An 18,398-nucleotide genomic window follows, 5' to 3' on the forward strand; every position below is an offset into this window, starting at 1 on the left:
ATGACAACTACGCTCCCGACTACCAAAATGGCCAATGCGATCCGCGCACTGGCAATGGACGCTGTACAAAAGGCCAATTCCGGCCATCCAGGCATGCCGATGGGCATGGCCGAGATCGCAGTTGCCCTGTGGAGTGGTCACTATCGCCACAATCCCGCAAACCCGAAATGGCAAAACCGCGACCGTTTCCTGTTGTCGAACGGTCACGGCTCGATGCTGCACTACGCGCTGCTGCACCTGACCGGTTACGACCTGTCGATGGAGGACATCAAGGCCTTCCGCCAGATGCATTCGAAAACCCCGGGCCACCCGGAAGTCGATGTCACGCCAGGCGTGGAAACGACCACCGGCCCGCTGGGCCAGGGCATCGCCAATGCCGTCGGCATGGCCCTGTCGGAGCAATTGCTGGCCGCTGAATTCAACAAGCCTGGCTACGACATCGTCAACCACTACACCTACGCCTTCGTCGGTGATGGCTGCCTGATGGAAGGTATTTCGCACGAAGTGTGCGCGCTGGCCGGCACTCTGGGCCTGAACAAACTGATCGCCCTGTACGACGACAACGGCATTTCCATCGACGGCAAAGTCGAAGGCTGGTTCACGGACGACACCCCGGCCCGCTTCGAAGCGTACGGCTGGAACGTCATCCGCGCCGTCGACGGCCACGATGTCGCCGCCGTGGCTGCCGCCATCGCCGCCGCCAAGACCGCGTCGAAGCCAACCCTGATCTGCTGCAAGACCATCATCGGCAAGGGTTCGCCGAACCTGCAAGGCGGCGACAAGGTCCACGGCGCCGCGCTGGGCGACAAGGAAATCGCCGCCGTGCGCGAATACATCGGCTGGGATGCCGCACCATTTGAAATGCCGGCCGACGTGTACGCGGCCTGGGATGCCAAGAAACAAGGCGCCCTGCTGGAAGCGGACTGGAACGAGCGCTTTGCCGCCTACAGCCGCGAATTCCCGCAGCAAGCCGCTGAATTGACCCGCCGCATGCAGGGTGAATTGCCACAGGCATTCGAAGCGGCACTGAGCGCCGCCATCGCTTCCTGCGTGGAAAAGAAAGAAAACATCGCCACCCGCAAGGCCAGCCAGAACGCCATCCAGGCGCTGGCGTCGTCCCTGCCGGAATTCCTCGGCGGCTCGGCCGACCTGACCGGTTCGAATCTGACCAACTGGAAAGAGTGCGTGGCCGTGCGTTCGGGCCAGCCTGGCAACCACATCAACTACGGCGTGCGCGAATTCGGCATGAGCGCCATCATGAACGGCATCACTTTGCACGGCGGCTACATCCCGTTCGGCGCCACGTTCCTGACGTTCTCCGACTACAGCCGCAACGCGCTGCGCATGGCCGCCCTGATGAAACTGCGTTCGATCTTCGTGTTCACCCACGATTCGATCGGCCTGGGCGAAGACGGCCCGACGCACCAATCGGTCGAGCACGTCTCGTCGATGCGTCTGATCCCGAACCTGGACAACTGGCGTCCGTGCGACACCGTCGAGTCGGCCGCCGCCTGGGGCGCCGCCGTGCGCCGCAAGGATGGCCCGTCGACCCTGATCTTCTCGCGCCAGAACCTGCCGTACCAGGAGCGTAGCGCCGAACAGATCGAGAACATCTACCGCGGCGGCTATGTGCTCAACGACGTGGCCGACGCCAAGGCGATCCTGATCGCCACCGGTTCCGAAGTGGAACTGGCCGTCGCCGCCGCCAGCGCGCTGGCCTCGGAAGGCATCAATGTGCGCGTGGTGTCGATGCCGTCGACCGACGTGTACGACCGTCAGGACGCCGCCTACAAGGCCAGCGTGCTGACGAAAGGTGTGCCGCGCGTGGCCATCGAAGCGGGCGTGACCAGCTTCTGGTACAAATACGTGGGCCTGGAAGGCGCCGTGGTCGGTATCGACACGTTTGGCGAATCGGCGCCGGCCGGCGTGTTGTTCAAGCACTTCGGCTTCACGGTCGAGAACGTCGTCGCCAAGGTGAAAGCCGTTATCGCTGGCTAATATTGATTTTTAACGGTCCTGGCGAAGCACTCGCCGGGGGCGTGCATGTACCTTCTTTTTTAATCAGGAGCAGAGTATGACGATCAAAGTTGCAATCAATGGCTACGGCCGCATCGGCCGTAATGTGTTGCGCGCTTTCTACGAAGGCGGCAAGAAACAGGATATCCAGATCGTTGCCATCAACGACCTGGGCGATGCCAAATCGAACGCCCACCTGACCCGCTACGATACCGCGCACGGCAAGTTCCCGGGCACGGTCACCGTCGAAGGCGACAACATGATCGTCAATGGCGATCCGATCCGCGTATTCGCACAGCGCAACCCTGCTGAAATCCCATGGGGCGAGCTGGGCGTGGACGTCGTGCTGGAATGCACGGGCTTCTTCACCACCAAAGAGAAAGCTTCGGCTCACCTGAAGGGCGGCGCGAAAAAAGTCATCATCTCGGCACCAGGCGGCAAGGACGTCGATGCGACCGTCGTGTTCGGCGTGAACCACTCGGTGCTGAAATCGACCGACACCGTCATCTCGAACGCTTCGTGCACCACCAACTGCCTGGCACCGCTGGTCAAGCCATTGAACGACGCCATCGGCATCGAAACGGGCCTGATGACCACCGTGCACGCCTACACCAACGACCAGGTGCTGTCCGACGTGATGCATGAAGACCTGCGCCGCGCCCGTTCGGCCACCATGAGCATGATCCCGACCAAGACGGGCGCCGCTGCCGCCGTGGGCCTGGTCCTGCCTGAGCTGAATGGCAAGCTGGACGGTTTCGCCATCCGCGTGCCGACCATCAACGTGTCGCTGGTCGACCTGTCGTTCATCGCCAAGCGCGACACCACCGTGGAAGAAGTCAATGCGCTGATGAAGGCCGCTTCGGAAGGCGCACTGGAAGGCATCCTGACGTACCAGACCGAACCGCTGGTCTCGATCGACTTCAACCACAACCCGGCTTCGTCGAACTTCGACTCGACCCTGACCAAAGTGTCGGGCCGCCTGGTGAAAGTATCGTCGTGGTACGACAACGAGTGGGGTTTCTCGAACCGCATGCTCGACACCACCGTAGCACTGATGTCGGCCAAGTAATTTTTTGACCGCATAAGAAAAAACGCCCAGGTACTTGCCTGGGCGTTTTTTTTCGTCTGTTGCCTGCGCTTACTCTTTCGGTTCGCACTGGTTGCGCCACTGTTCGCACGATGCCTCGACACCCTGGCAGCACATGTTGAGGATGTAGTCGCAGTTTTCCGACGGAATCCACGCGCGCACGGCGGCCGTGCTGGAGAACGAGGCGGCGATGCCGACGGCGGCGGCAAAGACAAACAGGGCTTTTTTAACGGAAATCATTTTTCTCGCTTTCAGAATGGGACAACGGTAGGGTGTCGTATCAAAAGGCCGCCACGGCAGGCATGGTGAACCGGCCAGGCGCAGAAAAATATTAGCATTAAAATCAGTAATTTATTGCCTTAAAGAAAAATATTCCCGCTAACGCCAGGCGTGCAGGCGGCGCCGGTAAAAGCGCCACAAGACGCGCAAGTCGCGCAGCACCGGCACGCCCGACAGCAGGGTCAGCACGCCGGCGAGGACGATGGTGGCGGCGGGAAAGCCGATGTGCTTGAAGGCCAATGCGCCGCTGGCGCCGCCGATGAAGAAGCAGCTGATCAGCAGGCTGTGCGTTCGCAGCTTGCCCCGGTTGACCTTCACCACGCGATCCGGCAATTTCCTGCGGTTGTAATACGCCATCTTGCCCAGTTCGATACCGATGTCGGTCGACAGCCCCGTCACGTGCGTGGTGCGGATGACGGCGCCCGAAATCTTGGTGATGATGGCGTTTTGCAAGCCCATGACAAAGCACAGCAGCAGGATGGTGACGGGACCCAGCACGTCAGGCATGGCCGCCAGGTAGTTGCCCGCCAGGCCGAACAGCAGCAATAGTGCCGCCTCCAGCAGCAGGCTGGCGGCAAACTGGCTGTGCAGCCGGCGCCGCTTGCCCCAGTTCACCATGATGGCCGTGACGGCCGCGCCGCTGACAAAGGCCAGCCAGGCGCCCAGCGCGCCCAGGGCCACCGTGATGTTGCCCAGCGCCAGGTCGTCCGCCATGCCCGAGACGATGCCCGTCATGTGCGAGGTATAGCCGCCGATGGCGAGAAAGCCGCCCGCATTCACGGCGCCGGCCACCAGCGCCAGCACGCAGCCCAGCTGCAGATTGGCTTGCGTATCGCGCGCCGATCCGCTCAGGCGGGACAGGTAATGGAGCGGCATGTACGGGCCGCCCTCAGGCCGCGGCGCCGAAGATGGCTTGCCACAGGTGCATGACATTGTCCGCATGCACGCGCACGCGCTCCGGCTCCACCCGGGCCAGGTCCTGCCCCTGCAGGCGCAGCTGGTGCTGCAGCTTGCGCAGCGCCCGGTAGGCGTCGGCGACGGAAGCGGCCAGGCCGGCGTCGATCAGCCCCAGTTCGCCGCACAGGCGCAGCAGGGCGATATTGCCCGAATTGGCCGTCAGCTGCGGATACTGCGCCGCATGCTGCAGCACCAGGTATTGCACCATGAACTCGATGTCGATCATGCCGCCGGGATCCTGCTTCAGATCGAAGCTGCCGGGACGGGGCGGGTGCGCGTCGAGCATTTTCTTGCGCATGGCCACCACTTCGCCCTTGAGCGGGCCGTTTTCCGGACGTTCCTTGCGCAGGATCGTGTCGCGGATGCGCTCGAAATGCTTGCCGATGCTGACGTCGCCGGCGCAGAAACGTGCGCGCGTGAGCGCCTGGTGTTCCCACACCCAGGCCGCGCTGCTCTGGTAGCGCTCGAATGCCTGCACGCTGGAGACCAGCATGCCCGAGGCGCCGTCGGGGCGCAGGGCGATGTCGATGTCGAACAGGATGCCGGCCGAGGTGTGCGAGGTCATCCAGGTAATAAAACGCTGCGCCAGCTTGGCGTACAGGCCGGGCGCGTCCTGGTCGTCGTCATCGAACAGGAAGATGACGTCGAGGTCCGAGACATAGCCCAGTTCCTTGCCGCCCAGCTTGCCATACGCGATGACGGCGAATTTCGGCACGTCGCGGTGGCGCGTAGGCAAGGTTTGCCACACGGCTTGCACGGTGGCCGCGACGATGATATCGGCCAGCTGCGACAGGTAGTCGGCCAGTTTTTCCACGCTCAGGTCGCCTGCCAGGTCTTGCGCCAGGCACTGGAACAGCTGCGCGTGGTGCATTTCGCGCAGGATATCCATCTGCCGCTCCGTGTCGCCGGGGGCGTCGTCGAGCTGGCGCTGCAGGTCCAGCGCCAGCGCCGCCGGATCGGGCACCGTGTTACGGATGCGCTCGTCTAACAGTTCATCGAGCAAAATCGGGTGCTGCGTGAGGAAGGTGGCGGCCCAGCCGCTGGCGCACACCATGCGCACGACCCGTTCCAGCGTGTGGGGATACTCTGTCAACAATGACAGGTAGGCCGAGCGGCGCGCGATGGCTTCCAGGAAATCGAGCAGTCGGCCCAGGGTGGCCAGCTGGCTGGCGTTGCCGTTGGAAACGGAGCAATCGGTGATCAGGGGCAGGGCGGAATTGACGAGGGCCACCAAACGCGTGCGGCTCGCCTCGGGCAGGGATTGCAAACGAGGCGCCTGCCACGTGGCCAGCAAACGGCGCGCGCAGGCGGTGGGTTCATGGAAACCCAGGGCGGCAAAGCGCGCCTCGATGGCTTCCTGCTGGTCCGAGGCGGCGCAGTCGTTCGAGGTTTGCGGGTCGATGCCCGTGTCGGCCGGCGGCGTGCCGCTGCTCTTGTCGCTGAACATTTCATCGAACTGACCGGCGACAAACACGCGGTGCGCTTCCAGCTGGGCCAGCAGGGTGGCAGTGTCGGGCAAGCCCATCATCTGCGCCACGGTGAGGCGGTCGGCCTCGCTGGCGGGCAGGGTGTGTGTCTGTGCATCGTCAAGATACTGCAGCCGGTGTTCCAGGTTGCGCAAGAAAGTGTAGGAAGCGAGCAGTTGTTCCACGATGGCGGGTTCCAATAGCCCCTTGTCCGCCACCGTGCGCAGGGTGGCGCGCGTGGAACGCTCGCGCAGTTCCGCGTCGCGCCCGCCGCGTATCAATTGAAACACTTGCGCGAGGAATTCGATTTCGCGGATGCCGCCGCGGCCCAGCTTGACGTTGTTGCTGCGGTCCGGGTGCAGCCGCTCCTGGCGGTTGACCTCGGCGCGGATCTGGCCGTGCATGGTGCGGATGGCGTCGATGACGCCGAAATCGAGGTAGCGGCGAAAGACGAAGGGCCGCACGATGGCGTCGAGCGAGGCGATGTCCTCCGGCTTGCCCGTCACGGCGCGCGCCTTGACCCAGGCGTAGCGCTCCCATTCGCGGCCTTGCACGATCAGGTATTGCTCCACCATGCCCAGGCTGGCGGCCAGCGGACCCGAATTGCCGTTCGGACGCAAGGCCATGTCCACGCGGAAAGTAAAACCGTCCTGCGTGATTTCGGCCAGGGCGGCGATCAGTTTCTTGCCCATGCGAATGAAAAACTCGTGATTCGACAGGCTGCGCTGGCCCGGCTGGGTTGCTTGCGTGTCGCCATCTTCCGGGTAGACAAAGATGAGGTCGATATCCGACGAGACGTTCAGCTCGCCGCCGCCCTGCTTGCCCATCGCCAGCACCATCAAGGCCTGCTCCTCGCCCGATTCCTCGCCCACGGGCATGCCGTGCAGGGCCACCATCTCGGCCATGATGGCGTCCACATGCGTGCGGATGGCGAAATCGGCAAACTCCGTCATGGCCGTGACGACTTCATTCAAGTCCGCCTGGCCGCCAAGATCGCGCGCGATCAGGCCGCAGACGAGCAGGTTGCGCAGGCGGCGCATGGCCCGCTCGGGCGGCAGCGGTGGCGTGGCGGCGTTCGCCTGCCCGGCCAGCGCGGCGGCAAAGTCGAGCCCGTCCAGCGGCGCGCGCACCAGTTGCGCTACCTGCGCGGCGCGCTCGGGGGCGGCGTCCAGCCAGCGCTGGTAGAAACGGGAGGCGGAGATCAAAGGCTGTGTGCTCATGGTATCGGTAAGGGTCTCGTGGATGCTGCGTGCATGTTCTTGTTTAACTTGGCTGCGAACGGCGGGGGATGCGGTAAAATTGTGCCGCTGGCGCTAAGCCGCCGGCAGTGCGTGCTCTTCCGAACGATGGTAAGGGAGGCTTTGCTCAGACGCAAGCGCAAGGATGCAGGCGCGCACCACGAATGCAGACGATTTTTGCCATTATTTGACGCCGGGCCAGTTTATTAGCTTATTGATGCAAAAACCGCCAGAAGCAAGCGTGACAGAACATATGCCATTGGCTCTGCGCTGGCAGCGGCTGCGTGCCGCCTATCGCATGGCCAATCTGGCCACCCATCATGTGCTGGGTTTTACCATCAAACTGGTGCTGCTCGCGTATTTCGCCTTCGCCGTGCTGTTTTTATTCCTGCGCTATGCGATCCTGCCGAATATCGATTATTACAAAGGCGATATCGAGCGGGCGGCCAGCCGCGCGCTGGGCAACCCTGTCAGCATCGCGCGTATTTATGCCTCCTGGCACGGCGTGCGGCCCAATCTCTTCCTTGGCGACGTGACCCTGCGCGACCAGGCGGGCCGCCAGGCGCTGAGCCTGCCGAGCATATCGGCCACCGTGTCGTGGTGGAGCGTGCTCGGTTCCGTGCGCTTCACTACCCTGGAAATCACGCGCCCCGACCTGGACGTGCGGCGTAGCAAGGATGGCAAGCTGTATGTGGCCGGGGTATTGATCGACAGCACGCAAGGCAGCGATGGCAAGGGCGCCGACTGGCTGCTGTCGCAGCATGACGTCATCATCCGCGACGGCAAGGTGCGCTGGACGGACGAAGCGCGCGGCACGCCGGAGCTGGCTTTGTCCCAGGTCAATCTGCTGCTGCGCAACCGCTGGCGCAGCCACCGGCTGGGCTTGCAGGCTACGCCGCCCGCCAGTCTGGCTGCCCCCATCGATGTGCGCGCCCACTTCACGCATCCGCCTTTCAGCACGCGCATCTCCGATGTGTCGATGTGGAAGGGCGAGCTGTACGCGGACCTGAAAAACGCCGACCTGGCCGCCTGGCGCCGCTACCTCGATTACCCGTTCGAGCTGAGCCAGGGCAAGGGCGCCCTGCGCGCCTGGCTGAGTCTGGATCACGCGCGCCTGGCCGGCTTCACGGCCGACGTGGGCTTGACGGATGTGCAGGCGCAGCTGGGCGAGCATATCGCGCCGCTCGACTTGCTGTCGGTCAGCGGACGCATTTCGGCAAAAGAAGAACTGTCGGCGCAGGTGCCTGACGGCAAGCCGACCTTTGGCGCGAACGGGCATCAGGTGGAATTGACGAATTTCGCGGTGGAAACCCGCGATGGCCTCAGCCTGCCGCCCACGACCTTGTCCGAACGCTTTGTCGCCGCCACCAAACGCAAGCCGGCGCGCACGGAAATCACGGCCAAGTCGCTCGATTTGCAAACCCTGGCCGCGCTGGCCGACAAGCTGCCGCTGGGCGAGCAGCAGCGCCAGCGCCTCGACGCCCTGGCGCCGCGCGGGCGTTTGCAGGATTTTTCAGCGCAATGGGAAGGCGAGATGGCCACGCCCGCCAGCTACCGTCTGCGCGGCAAGCTCATCGATCTGGGCTTGAATGCGCAGCCGGCGCGCCTGGCCGTGGCGAAGACGGCCACCAGCCCCGCGCAGGCCGCCGCGTCCGCCATTCCCGGTTTCGATAAGCTCACCGGCAGCATCGACGCCAACGACAAGGGCGGCAGCATCAGCATCGACGCGCAGGACCTGGTGCTGCAATTGCCCACCTACTTGAGCGAACCGGCCTTGCCGTTCGAACAATTCACGATGCAGGCGCGCTGGACGTTGGAAGCGGCCAATATGCTGCAAGTCGAGCTGGACAAGCTTGATTTCCATCAGCAAGGCTTGCGTGTCGCCCTGCAAGGCACGCACCGCCTGCCGCTCGACGGCAAGAACCTGGGCCAGGTCGACTTGACGGGCACGATCGATAATTTCCAGATCAACACCATCGGCCGCTATCTGCCGCTGCAAACGCCCGAGCACCTGCGTCACTGGCTGACGGGCGCGCTGGAAGGCGGCATGGCGCACGATGTCAGCCTGCGCCTGCGCGGCGAGCTCGAACATTTCCCCTTCAAGGCCGACACGCCCGCCCAGCGCAATCGCGGCGACTTCCGCGTGGCCGGCAAGATCGAGAACGGCACCCTGAACTATGCGCCCGGCGAATTTGCGGAGAGCGGCCCGCTGGCGGGCAAGGCGCCCCTGTGGCCGCAGGCGGAAAAGATCAAGGGCAGCTTCGTCTTCGAGCGGGCGCGCATGGAGATTCGCGGCGACACGGCCACCACGGGCGGCGTGGCATTGACGAATGTCAAAGCCGTGATCCCCGACCTGACCGTCTTCGACACCTTGCTCGATATCGACGGCAACGCGGCCGGCCCGATGCAGGAATTCCTCAAGTACGTGACGGCCAGTCCCGTGCTGGGCTGGATCGAGCATTTCACGGATGAAACGACGGCGACGGGCAACGCCAAACTGGCCCTCAAATTGCACTTGCCGATCGAGCGCATGCTCGAGTCGACCGTGCAGGGCAGCTTGCAGCTGGCGGGCAACGATGTGGTGCTGTTTCACGACATGCCGCCCGTGCTGGGTACGCAGGGCAAGATCGAATTCAACGAAAAGGGCGTCAACCTGAATGGCTTGAACGGCAGCCTGCTGGGCGGCCCGCTGGCCATTTCCGGCGGCACGCAGCCGGACAGTTCCATCCAGGTGAAACTGGCCGGCAACATGACCATCGATGGCTTGCGCAAGACGTATCCGGCGCCCGTGCTGCAGCGCCTGGCGAAACACTTGAACGGCGGCGCGCGCTACAGCGGACTGATCACGGCGCGCGACCACCAGGTGGTGGTCAATGTCGAGTCGCCGCTGACGGGCCTGGGCCTGGATTTCCCCGCTCCCCTGAAAAAGCCGGCCGGCGACAGCTTGCCCGTGAAATTCACCCTGACGGGCAATGCGGCCAACGGAGCGGGCCTGCGCACGGACGATATCCGCATCGCGTTGGGCTCCGGCATCGCCGCCCGCTACCAGCGCCAGAAGCAGGGCAAGGATGCCTGGCGCCTGGTGCGCGGCGGCATCGGCGTGAACGTGCCGGCACCGGAACCCGATAGCGGCATGATGCTCAACGTCAACATGAAAACGCTGGACGTGGACAGCTGGATCGCCGCCGGCGGCGAGATCGCGGGCAGCGCCACGGCGCCAGCCGATACGGGCGGCAGCGCCGACGACGATGCGCCCGATATCGCGCAATACGTGGTGCCGGACATGATGGCGGCGCGTGCCAGCGAACTGATGCTGGGCGAGCGCAAGCTGGAAAACGTGGTGGTCGGCGCCACGCACCAGAAGGATGTGTGGCAAGCCAATATTGATGCGAAACAAGTGTCCGGCTATGTGACGTGGCTGGAAACGCCGTCCGGCCTGGGCAAGATGACGGCGCGCCTGTCGTCGCTGATCATTCCGGAGTCGGCCGCCAACGACGTGAAGAATTTGCTGGAAGGTAAGAGCGGCGCCCAGTCGATTCCCTCGCTAGATATTGTTGCCGAGCAATTTGAACTGTTCAACAAGAAGATCGGCCGGTTGGAGTTGCAGGCGTATAACACCATGGCGGCGGGCGGGCGCGAGTGGCGCGTGGGCAAGCTGCAATTGTCGAACCCCGATGGCGCGCTGAGCGGTAGCGGCAAATGGGTCATCAAGGATGGGCAAAGCACGACCAGCCTGCGTTTCGGCCTCGATATCGTCGATGCGGGCAAGCTGCTCGACCGCTTCGGCTTTGCCGACACGGTGCGCCGCGGCAAGGGCCGCCTGAGCGGCGACATCGCCTGGAACGGCTTGCCGTATTCGCTAGACATTCCCACCCTGTCGGGGCAGATCGAAATGAATGTGGAATCGGGCCAGTTCCTCAAGCAGGACCCGGGCGCGGCCAAGCTGTTGGGCGTGCTCAGCCTGCAAGCCTTGCCCCGCTTGCTGAAACTCGATTTCCACGACGTGTTTTCCGAAGGCCTGGCCTTTGACGGCATCACGGCCAACGCCAGCATCAAGCGGGGCGTGGTGACCACCGACAACCTCAAGATGCACGGCGTGGCGGCCACCGTGCTGATGGATGGCATGGCCGATATCGCCAATGAAACGACGAACCTGCACGTGGTGGTGATCCCCGAATTTAACCTGGGCACAGGGCCGCTCGTGTACGCGCTGGCCGTCAATCCCGTCATCGGCCTGGGCAGTTTCCTGGCGCAATTGTTCTTGCGCGCCCCCGTGATGAAGGCGCTCACTTACCACATGCAGATCGCCGGCCCGTGGAAATCGCCCGTCGTGACCAAGCTCGATGGTGGTAAATTGGAACCTGTCGCCGCTCCTGCCGCTGCGGCGGCGGAGGCTGTGGCGAAATAGGCGCGGCGTTCGAATGGAGAATAGGTGGCAATGATGCATACAGTTGCAGCAATACAAATGATTTCCTCGCCGTCCGTGGAAGGCAACCTGGCCACGGCGCGCCGCCTGGTGGCGCAGGCCGCCGCCGCTGGCGCGCAGCTGGTGGTGCTGCCCGAATACTGGGCCATCATGGGTAAGCAGGAAACGGACAAGCTGGCCCATGCGGAACAGCCAGGCAGCGGCCCCATCCAGGATGGCATGGCGCAGATGGCGCGCCAGCACGGCATCTGGCTGATCGGCGGCACCTTGCCCCTGATTTCCGGCCAGGAGGGCAAGGTCTTGAACACCACGCTGGTGTACGACCCGCAAGGCGAGCCGGCCGGCCGCTACGACAAGATCCACCTGTTCGGCTTTACACGCGGCGCCGAGTCGTATAACGAATCGCGCACCATCGTGCCCGGTGCACAGGTGCGCTCGATCGAGACGCCGTTCGGGCGGGTCGGCCTGTCCATCTGCTATGACCTGCGTTTCCCCGAACTGTACCGCGCCATGGGCGATTGCGCGCTGATCGTCGTGCCGGCCGCGTTTACCCACACGACGGGCAGCGCCCACTGGGAAGTGCTGCTGCGCGCGCGCGCCATCGAAAACCAGTGCTATGTGCTGGCCTCGGCGCAGGGCGGCCTGCACCCGAACGGCCGGCGCACCTGGGGCCACAGCATGCTGATCGACCCGTGGGGTGAAGTGAAAGCCGTGTTGCCCGAAGGCGAGGGCGTGGTCAGCGGCGAGATCGACCTGGTGTTTTTGGCGGGCGTGCGCGAGTCGCTGCCGGCCCTGGCGCACAGGACGATGTGAATTGAATTGTGAGAAAGAGCCATGAATCCATTTGAACCTAATCTGTCCAGCCTTGCCGTGGCGCGCGATATCCTGCTCACGCCGTTCGGCCTGGACGAAGACAAGCTGTTGAAAGCCCTGGGCACGATGTTTACGCACAAGGTCGACTATGCCGACCTGTATTTCCAGTCGACCAAGAGCGAAGGCTGGAGCCTGGAAGAGGGCATCGTCAAGACGGGCAGCTTTTCCATCGACCAGGGCGTGGGCGTGCGCGCCGTGTCCGGCGACAAGACGGCCTTTGCGTATTCCGACGATATTTCCGAGCGGGCCCTGCTGGAAGCGGCGGCGGCCACGCGCACGATTGCGCGCGCGGGCGCCGGCAGAATCAAGATCGCGGGCCGGATGCAGCCGCAGGGCGGGCGCTCGCTGTACCTGCCCAACGATCCGCTCGCCTCGCTCGATGCCACGGCCAAGGTGCAGCTGCTCGAGCGCGTGGAAAAGATGGCGCGGGCGAAAGATCCCAGAGTGGTGCAAGTGATGGCGGGCCTGGCCGGCGAGTACGACGTGGTGCTGGTGCTGCGCAGCGACGGCGTGCTGGCGGCCGACATCCGCCCGCTGGTGCGCGTCTCGCTGACCGTGATCGCGGAACAGAACGGCCGCCGCGAGACAGGTTCGGCCGGTGGCGGCGGGCGTTTCAGCTATGACTATTTCAGCGATGCCGTGCTGGAACAATACGCGGCCGACGCCGTCAAGTCGGCCCTGGTGAACCTGGAAGCGCGCCCGGCGCCCGCCGGTCCCATGACCATCGTGCTGGGACCGGGCTGGCCCGGCATCCTGCTGCACGAGGCGATCGGCCATGGCCTGGAAGGCGATTTCAACCGCAAGGGCTCGTCCGCGTTTTCGGGGTGCATCGGCGAGCGCGTGGCGGCCAAGGGCGTCACCGTGGTCGATGACGGCACCCTGGCTGGCCGGCGCGGTTCCCTGAATATCGATGACGAGGGCAATCCCACGCAGTGCACGACCCTGATCGAGGATGGCATCCTGAAGGGGTACATCCAGGACACGATGAATGCGCGCCTGATGAAAATGCCCGTGACGGGCAATGCACGGCGCGAATCGTTCGCCCACCTCCCTATGCCGCGCATGACGAATACGTATATGCTGGGCGGCGACAAGGACCCGGGCGAAATCCTCGCGTCCGTGAAAAACGGCTTGTATGCCGTCAACTTCGGCGGCGGCCAGGTCGACATTACGAACGGCAAGTTCGTCTTCTCGGCCAGCGAAGCGTACATGATTGAAAACGGCAAGCTCAGCTACCCGGTGAAGGGCGCGACCCTGATCGGCAACGGCCCGGACGTGCTCAACCGCGTCTCCATGATCGGCAACGACATGCGCCTCGACTCGGGCGTGGGCGTGTGCGGCAAGGAAGGCCAAAGCGTGCCCGTGGGCGTGGGACAGCCGACCCTGCGCCTCGATGGCATCACGGTCGGCGGCACAGCCTGATTTTTTGGATACTGTGAGGCCAACGCGATTGTCGGATTACGCCCTCCGGGCCAATCCGGCCTACTTTCTCTGACATGGCGCTCGCGTAGGTCGGGTTAGCGCAAAGCGCGTAACCCGACACCACTGCCGGCCGCGTCAACACGGTTGTCGGATTACGCGTGGCTGCGCCCCGCTAATCCGACCTACGCTCCCGATTTTTCAGAATTTGTATTTCACCCCCGCACTGATGAAGCGTCCCGCCGCGCCCGCGTAGTCGAGCGGGTTGTAGCCCGTGGCGCCATAGGTCAGCGGGTCGAGCGGGGCGATCTTGTCGAACAGGTTTTGCACCGTCGCAAACACTTCCAGCTTGGGCGTGGCCAGCCAGCGGGCCGTCAGGTCCACCGTGGTGAACGAGGCGATGCGGCAGCCGCGCGGCGCGTCCGTGCCGTCGGCGAAATGCGTGGCGCAGCCGTCCGGATCATTTTTGAACAGCACGTTGTCGAGCGGCGCGCGGTAGTTGACGTTGGCCGTGACACGCCAGTTCTGGCGTTCCCAGGTGGCGCCCAGGTTGATGCGGTCGTCCGGCGTGCCCATGCAGTTGGACACATCGCAATTGCCATGCGTGCCGGCAAAATCGCGCTGCGTGCCATCCTGTTCCGTGCGCAGCCATTTATACAGGTGCGTCCACTTCAGGTCGAAGGTCAGGCTGCCGTAGCCGCTGTCCAGGTTGAAGCGCTGGCGCGCGTCGATATCGATGCCGCGCACCGTCGTTTGCGCCGAATTCACATAGTTGGCCAGCACGGCCGTGATGGCGCCGGGATCGCCGGGAATGCCCGTGGCCGTGGACGGGTCGCGCGCCACATGGCCTTCCGCGATGGCGGTGTCCGTTTGCTCCTGGTTGATTTCATTCTTGCGGCGGATTTGCCACAGGTCCACGGAAATACTGCTGCGCGGCAGCGGATCCCACACGGCGCCCACGGAATAGCTGCGCGAGCGCTCTGGCGACAGTTTCGGATTGGGCGAGGTGATGACGGCGATGGAGGCGGGATCGCATGCCACTTCCACACCCAGCGCACAGCGCAGCGGATCGCTGGCGGTGGCAAACGCGGCCAGACCGCCGACGCCGTTTTCCGCGGCGCTGGGCGCGCGGAAACCCTTGGCGAAGGTGCCGCGCAGCGCCAGTTCGCGCACGGGCGTCCATTTCACGCCCACTTTCGGCGTGTAGGAATTGCCCACGTCCGTGAAATGGTCGGCGCGCAGGGCGCCTGACAGCTCCAGGTTTTTCAGCACGGGCGCCAGCACTTCGGCATAGATGGCCGAGGCGTTGCGGCTGCCCTTGTAGGCGGAATAGCCAAGGCCAATGATATTGCCCCGTTCCGTGCCCGTGGTGGGCTTGAGTTCCGTCGCTTCGTGGCGGAATTCCGCGCCCACGGCCACACCGAGGCCGCCGCCGTCGAGTTTGGCCACCTCGCGGCTGGCCTTGAAGTCGATCTGCGCGATATGCGTCTTGGCGTCGTTCGAGATGCGCGGCGACAGGGCCGCGTACAGCTCGCGCGAATTGAGGCCCGCGTTTTCCGCGATGCGCCACAGGCTGCCGGCCGGCAAGGCCGCATACGCGGGATTCAGGCTGGCCCGCTCCACATTGGCGGCAGTCGGGTTGAGCAGGGCGAAGGCGACGTCTCGCTGCAGGTAGCCGCCTTGGTCGTTCGAGACCTTGTTTTGCGAATACAGCAGCGCGCTGTCGATGTCCCAGCCCGCCACAGCGCCCTTGATGCCGGCGACAAAGCGCGTGAAGGTGGAATCGACTTCCGACGTGCGCGGACCCACGTCGGCCGCCAGGTAGCGCAGTCTTGCCGCCGTGCCGAAATACGGGTTGTCCGGGTGGCTGGCGCCCAGCGACACGCCCGCATTGCTGACGGGGCCGCCCGGATAGCCGACCGAACCGCTGACTGTCGAGGGTGTGGTGGCCGAGTTCGATTCGCTGTGATACAGGTTCAATTCGGCATACGTTTGCAGTGCTGGCGTCAGTTGCCAGGCGGCGCGGCCGAAGAAATTGATGTTCTTTTGCTTGGGCTGGATCTGGCCGTATTGCTGCGCGGCATCGGTCAGGCATCCGCCGCCCGGGTCGCCCTGCGGATGCGTGGTGAAGTTGCCGCAGGCGGCGGCGGGGAAGGTGCGCGTAAAACCCACGCCGGCCAGGTTACCGCGGTTGTAGTAGTCGAGTGTGTCGGGATTGCGCACATTGCCGTTGACGGCGCTGCCGGCCGCGTTGTTGGTGGTGATGGCACCCGCGCCGCTGAGGGTTTCCTGCGCGCTGAAGCCCAGGTCGCGCAAGTCGCTGCGGCCCACGGCGCCCCGTCCGGCCCGGTCGCGGTTCCAGATGGCGGCCTTTTCGCTGTACTCGAGGTTCAGCAGCACGTTGTAGCGGTCGCTGTCGATGTCGCCGAAGCCGTGCGTGATGGCGGCGCGCGCGTCGCGCCCGTCCCACTCCTTCGTCTTGCCGTAATTGCCTTTGATGGCCGTGCCCTGGTAGTCGCGCCGCAGGATCACGTTGACCACGCCGGCGATGGCGTCCGAACCGTAGATGGCCGAGGCGCCATCCTTGAGGATTTCCACCCGTTCCACCGCTTCCAGGGGAATGATGTTCAGGTCGGCGAACACTTTCTGGCCATCGTCGGCCAGGCCATACGGCGCCACGCGGCGCCCGTTCAGCAGCACCAGGGTCGAGGCCGTGCCCAGTCCGCGCAGCGACACGCCGGAAGCGCCGGCGGCAAAGCCGTTGCCGAAGGTGGTGGGCACGGAGCCCTGGTTGTCGACAGCCAGGGTCTGCAGCAGTTCGGCCACGCTGGACTTGCCCGATTTCTCAATGTCGGCCGCGTTCAGGGTTTGCACGGCCGACGCCGTTTCCGCCTGCGCGCGGCGGATGTTCGAGCCGGTGATTTCCACGCGGGCAATGGGAGCCGCTTCCTGTGCCAGGACGGGCAGGGCGAACAGGGCGCTGGCCAGGGCCAGGCCCATGCGTGGTGGTGAAAGCAGGGATGGATGGGCGGATTTTTTGTAGATCATGCGATTCTCCAAGGTCAGACGGAAAAAGGTGAGGTGCAGCTTGCAGTCTTGGCTGTGCGGGCCTGCTGGCATTCGATCTACATCAGTAGTGCGCCGTTTACCATCGTCAAAACGGGCTGGCGTGGCGTGCGCGCCACGGCGGCCACAGCGTTGGTCGCCTGCCGATGCGCATCGGCAGCGCGCAACTTTTTATGCTTTTTGAGGTATTTTTCAGTGTAAAACGGCTGCGGTATGCGGCTTTGCCGACAAATATGCTTGCCAACCCGCGCAATTTAGGTTTATAGTCGTTCATCACTTACGGATGAACTCGCATGTTCGCTCGCCACTTTTTTACCGCTTATTTTTACTTTAGCAATTCCAACCCAAAGGCGGTGGAGTAGCGGTCGGTTCACGTAGCAGCAAAAAACGAGATCCCAGCAAATTCTAAAAAACCGCCACTGATGGCGGTTTTTTTTTACCCAGATGTTTTACCCTTCCTTAAATTTTGGAGAAAATGATGCCCCGCACCGATGATTTGCGAATTCGCGAAATGAAGGAATTGACCCCGCCGTCCCACCTGATCCGCGAATTCGCCTGCTCGGAGCAAGCCGAACAGACCGCCGCCAGCGCCCGCATTGCCCTGCACCGTATCCTGCACGGCCAGGACGACCGCCTGATGGTGGTGATCGGGCCTTGCTCCATCCACGATACCAAGGCGGCGATGGAATATGCGCGCCTGCTGGTCAAGGAGCGCGCGCGTTTCGCGGGCGAACTGGAAATCGTCATGCGCGTCTACTTCGAGAAACCGCGCACCACGGTGGGCTGGAAGGGCTTGATCAACGATCCGTACATGGACAACAGCTTCCGCATCAACGACGGCTTGCGCATGGCGCGCGAACTGTTGCGCGATATCAATGAGCTGGGCTTGCCAGCCGGTACCGAGTTCCTCGACGTCATCAGCCCGCAATACATCGCCGACCTGATCAGCTGGGGCGCCATCGGCGCGCGCACGACGGAGTCGCAGGTGCACCGCGAGCTGGCGTCCGGACTGTCGTGCCCGGTCGGCTTCAAGAATGGCACGGACGGCAATGTCAAAATCGCCGTGGAAGCCATCAAGGCCGCCTCGCAGCCGCACCATTTTCTTTCCGTCACGAAGGGCGGCCACTCGGCCATCGTCTCGACCAACGGCAACGAGGATTGCCACATCATCTTGCGCGGCGGCAAGACGCCAAACTACGACGCGGCCAGCGTGGACGAGGCCTGCAAGGCCATCGCGGCGCAGGGACTGGCGGCGCGCCTGATGATCGACGCCTCGCATGCGAACAGCTCGAAAAAACCGGAAAACCAGATCCCCGTGTGCGCCGACATCGCCAGCCAGGTGGCCGGCGGCGATGGCCGCATCGTCGGCGTGATGGTGGAGTCGCACCTGGTGGCGGGGCGCCAGGATTTGATCCCGGGCAAGGACTTGATCTACGGCCAATCCGTCACGGACGGCTGCATCGACTGGAGCGCCAGCGTGGCCGTGCTGGAAAACCTGGCGGCGGCCGTCAAGCAGCGCCGCTTGCAGGGCGACGCGGAATAAGGTGGCGCGCAGCATGAAAAAAAGCCCG

At 63.9% G+C, this 18,398-nt stretch carries 11 protein-coding genes; 6 read left to right on the forward strand and 5 right to left on the reverse strand.

All coding sequences use genetic code 11. The features are described from left to right. Together tkt and gap are read left to right on the forward strand one after the other, a co-directional pair. The gene (gene tkt / locus ACQ4WQ_RS16645; RefSeq protein WP_436498517.1) at positions 1-1,998 is read left to right on the forward strand and encodes a transketolase; all 1,998 of its coding nucleotides are present in this window, start codon (positions 1-3) and stop codon (positions 1,996-1,998) included. A gap of 76 nt (positions 1,999-2,074) precedes the next feature. After that, positions 2,075-3,085: a type I glyceraldehyde-3-phosphate dehydrogenase gene (gene gap, locus ACQ4WQ_RS16650; protein ID WP_010395244.1), complete on the forward strand. Its 1,011-nt coding sequence runs from the start codon at positions 2,075-2,077 to the stop codon at positions 3,083-3,085. Positions 3,086-3,154: 69 nt separating this feature from the next. On the opposite strand, the gene ACQ4WQ_RS16655 is transcribed toward gap, so the two are convergent. From ACQ4WQ_RS16655 to glnE, 3 genes are all read right to left on the reverse strand, one after another. Continuing rightward, the gene (locus ACQ4WQ_RS16655) at positions 3,155-3,343 is read right to left on the reverse strand and encodes a hypothetical protein (protein WP_436498519.1); all 189 of its coding nucleotides are present in this window, start codon (positions 3,341-3,343) and stop codon (positions 3,155-3,157) included. Positions 3,344-3,481: 138 nt separating this feature from the next. Then, complete coding sequence (locus ACQ4WQ_RS16660) at positions 3,482-4,258, reverse strand: YoaK family protein (protein ID WP_436498521.1); 777 nt, start codon at positions 4,256-4,258, stop codon at positions 3,482-3,484. A gap of 13 nt (positions 4,259-4,271) precedes the next feature. Further along, on the reverse strand, positions 4,272-7,025 hold the full coding sequence (gene glnE / locus ACQ4WQ_RS16665) for a bifunctional [glutamate--ammonia ligase]-adenylyl-L-tyrosine phosphorylase/[glutamate--ammonia-ligase] adenylyltransferase (RefSeq protein ID WP_436498523.1): 2,754 nt from the start codon (positions 7,023-7,025) through the stop codon (positions 4,272-4,274). Positions 7,026-7,284: 259 nt separating this feature from the next. Here glnE and ACQ4WQ_RS16670 point away from each other — a divergent pair, with 259 nt between their 5' ends. The 3 genes from ACQ4WQ_RS16670 to tldD are packed head-to-tail and all read left to right on the forward strand — an operon-like array spanning position 7,285 to position 13,764. Next, on the forward strand, positions 7,285-11,451 hold the full coding sequence (locus tag ACQ4WQ_RS16670; RefSeq protein WP_436498525.1) for a YhdP family protein: 4,167 nt from the start codon (positions 7,285-7,287) through the stop codon (positions 11,449-11,451). A gap of 30 nt (positions 11,452-11,481) precedes the next feature. Next, positions 11,482-12,282 (forward strand): carbon-nitrogen hydrolase family protein, encoded by an 801-nt coding sequence (locus tag ACQ4WQ_RS16675; RefSeq protein ID WP_436498527.1) that lies wholly within the window; start codon positions 11,482-11,484, stop codon positions 12,280-12,282. 21 nt (positions 12,283-12,303) lie between these two features. Further along, the gene (gene tldD, locus ACQ4WQ_RS16680) at positions 12,304-13,764 is read left to right on the forward strand and encodes a metalloprotease TldD (RefSeq protein WP_436498528.1); all 1,461 of its coding nucleotides are present in this window, start codon (positions 12,304-12,306) and stop codon (positions 13,762-13,764) included. A 198-nt stretch (positions 13,765-13,962) separates the two neighbouring features. Here the strand turns inward: tldD and ACQ4WQ_RS16685 are convergent, their stop codons facing one another. Beyond that, the gene (locus ACQ4WQ_RS16685) at positions 13,963-16,809 is read right to left on the reverse strand and encodes a TonB-dependent receptor (RefSeq protein ID WP_436498530.1); all 2,847 of its coding nucleotides are present in this window, start codon (positions 16,807-16,809) and stop codon (positions 13,963-13,965) included. A 106-nt stretch (positions 16,810-16,915) separates the two neighbouring features. Next, positions 16,916-17,101: a hypothetical protein gene (locus tag ACQ4WQ_RS16690; protein WP_436498532.1), complete on the reverse strand. Its 186-nt coding sequence runs from the start codon at positions 17,099-17,101 to the stop codon at positions 16,916-16,918. 204 nt (positions 17,102-17,305) lie between these two features. Between ACQ4WQ_RS16690 and aroG the strand changes: the two genes are divergently transcribed. Beyond that, positions 17,306-18,370 carry a 3-deoxy-7-phosphoheptulonate synthase AroG gene (aroG, locus tag ACQ4WQ_RS16695; RefSeq protein WP_326457499.1) on the forward strand — a complete coding sequence of 355 codons (1,065 nt, stop codon included), beginning with the start codon at positions 17,306-17,308 and terminating at the stop codon, positions 18,368-18,370. Positions 18,371-18,398: the final 28 nt, after the last annotated feature.

Source organism: Janthinobacterium goodfellowi, assembly GCF_051380695.1.
GTDB lineage: Bacteria > Pseudomonadota > Gammaproteobacteria > Burkholderiales > Burkholderiaceae_D > Janthinobacterium.

What these genes read in the sequence shown, in the direction of transcription:
- tkt (WP_436498517.1), top strand. Translation starts at nt 1, where the DNA reads ATGACAACTACGCTCCCGACTACCAAAATGGCCAATGCGATCCGCGCA.
- gap (WP_010395244.1), top strand. Translation starts at nt 2,075, where the DNA reads ATGACGATCAAAGTTGCAATCAATGGCTACGGCCGCATCGGCCGTAAT.
- ACQ4WQ_RS16655 (WP_436498519.1), bottom strand. Translation starts at nt 3,343, where the DNA reads ATGATTTCCGTTAAAAAAGCCCTGTTTGTCTTTGCCGCCGCCGTCGGC.
- ACQ4WQ_RS16660 (WP_436498521.1), bottom strand. Translation starts at nt 4,258, where the DNA reads ATGCCGCTCCATTACCTGTCCCGCCTGAGCGGATCGGCGCGCGATACG.
- glnE (WP_436498523.1), bottom strand. Translation starts at nt 7,025, where the DNA reads ATGAGCACACAGCCTTTGATCTCCGCCTCCCGTTTCTACCAGCGCTGG.
- ACQ4WQ_RS16675 (WP_436498527.1), top strand. Translation starts at nt 11,482, where the DNA reads ATGATGCATACAGTTGCAGCAATACAAATGATTTCCTCGCCGTCCGTG.
- tldD (WP_436498528.1), top strand. Translation starts at nt 12,304, where the DNA reads ATGAATCCATTTGAACCTAATCTGTCCAGCCTTGCCGTGGCGCGCGAT.
- ACQ4WQ_RS16685 (WP_436498530.1), bottom strand. Translation starts at nt 16,809, where the DNA reads ATGATCTACAAAAAATCCGCCCATCCATCCCTGCTTTCACCACCACGC.
- ACQ4WQ_RS16690 (WP_436498532.1), bottom strand. Translation starts at nt 17,101, where the DNA reads ATGAACGACTATAAACCTAAATTGCGCGGGTTGGCAAGCATATTTGTC.
- aroG (WP_326457499.1), top strand. Translation starts at nt 17,306, where the DNA reads ATGCCCCGCACCGATGATTTGCGAATTCGCGAAATGAAGGAATTGACC.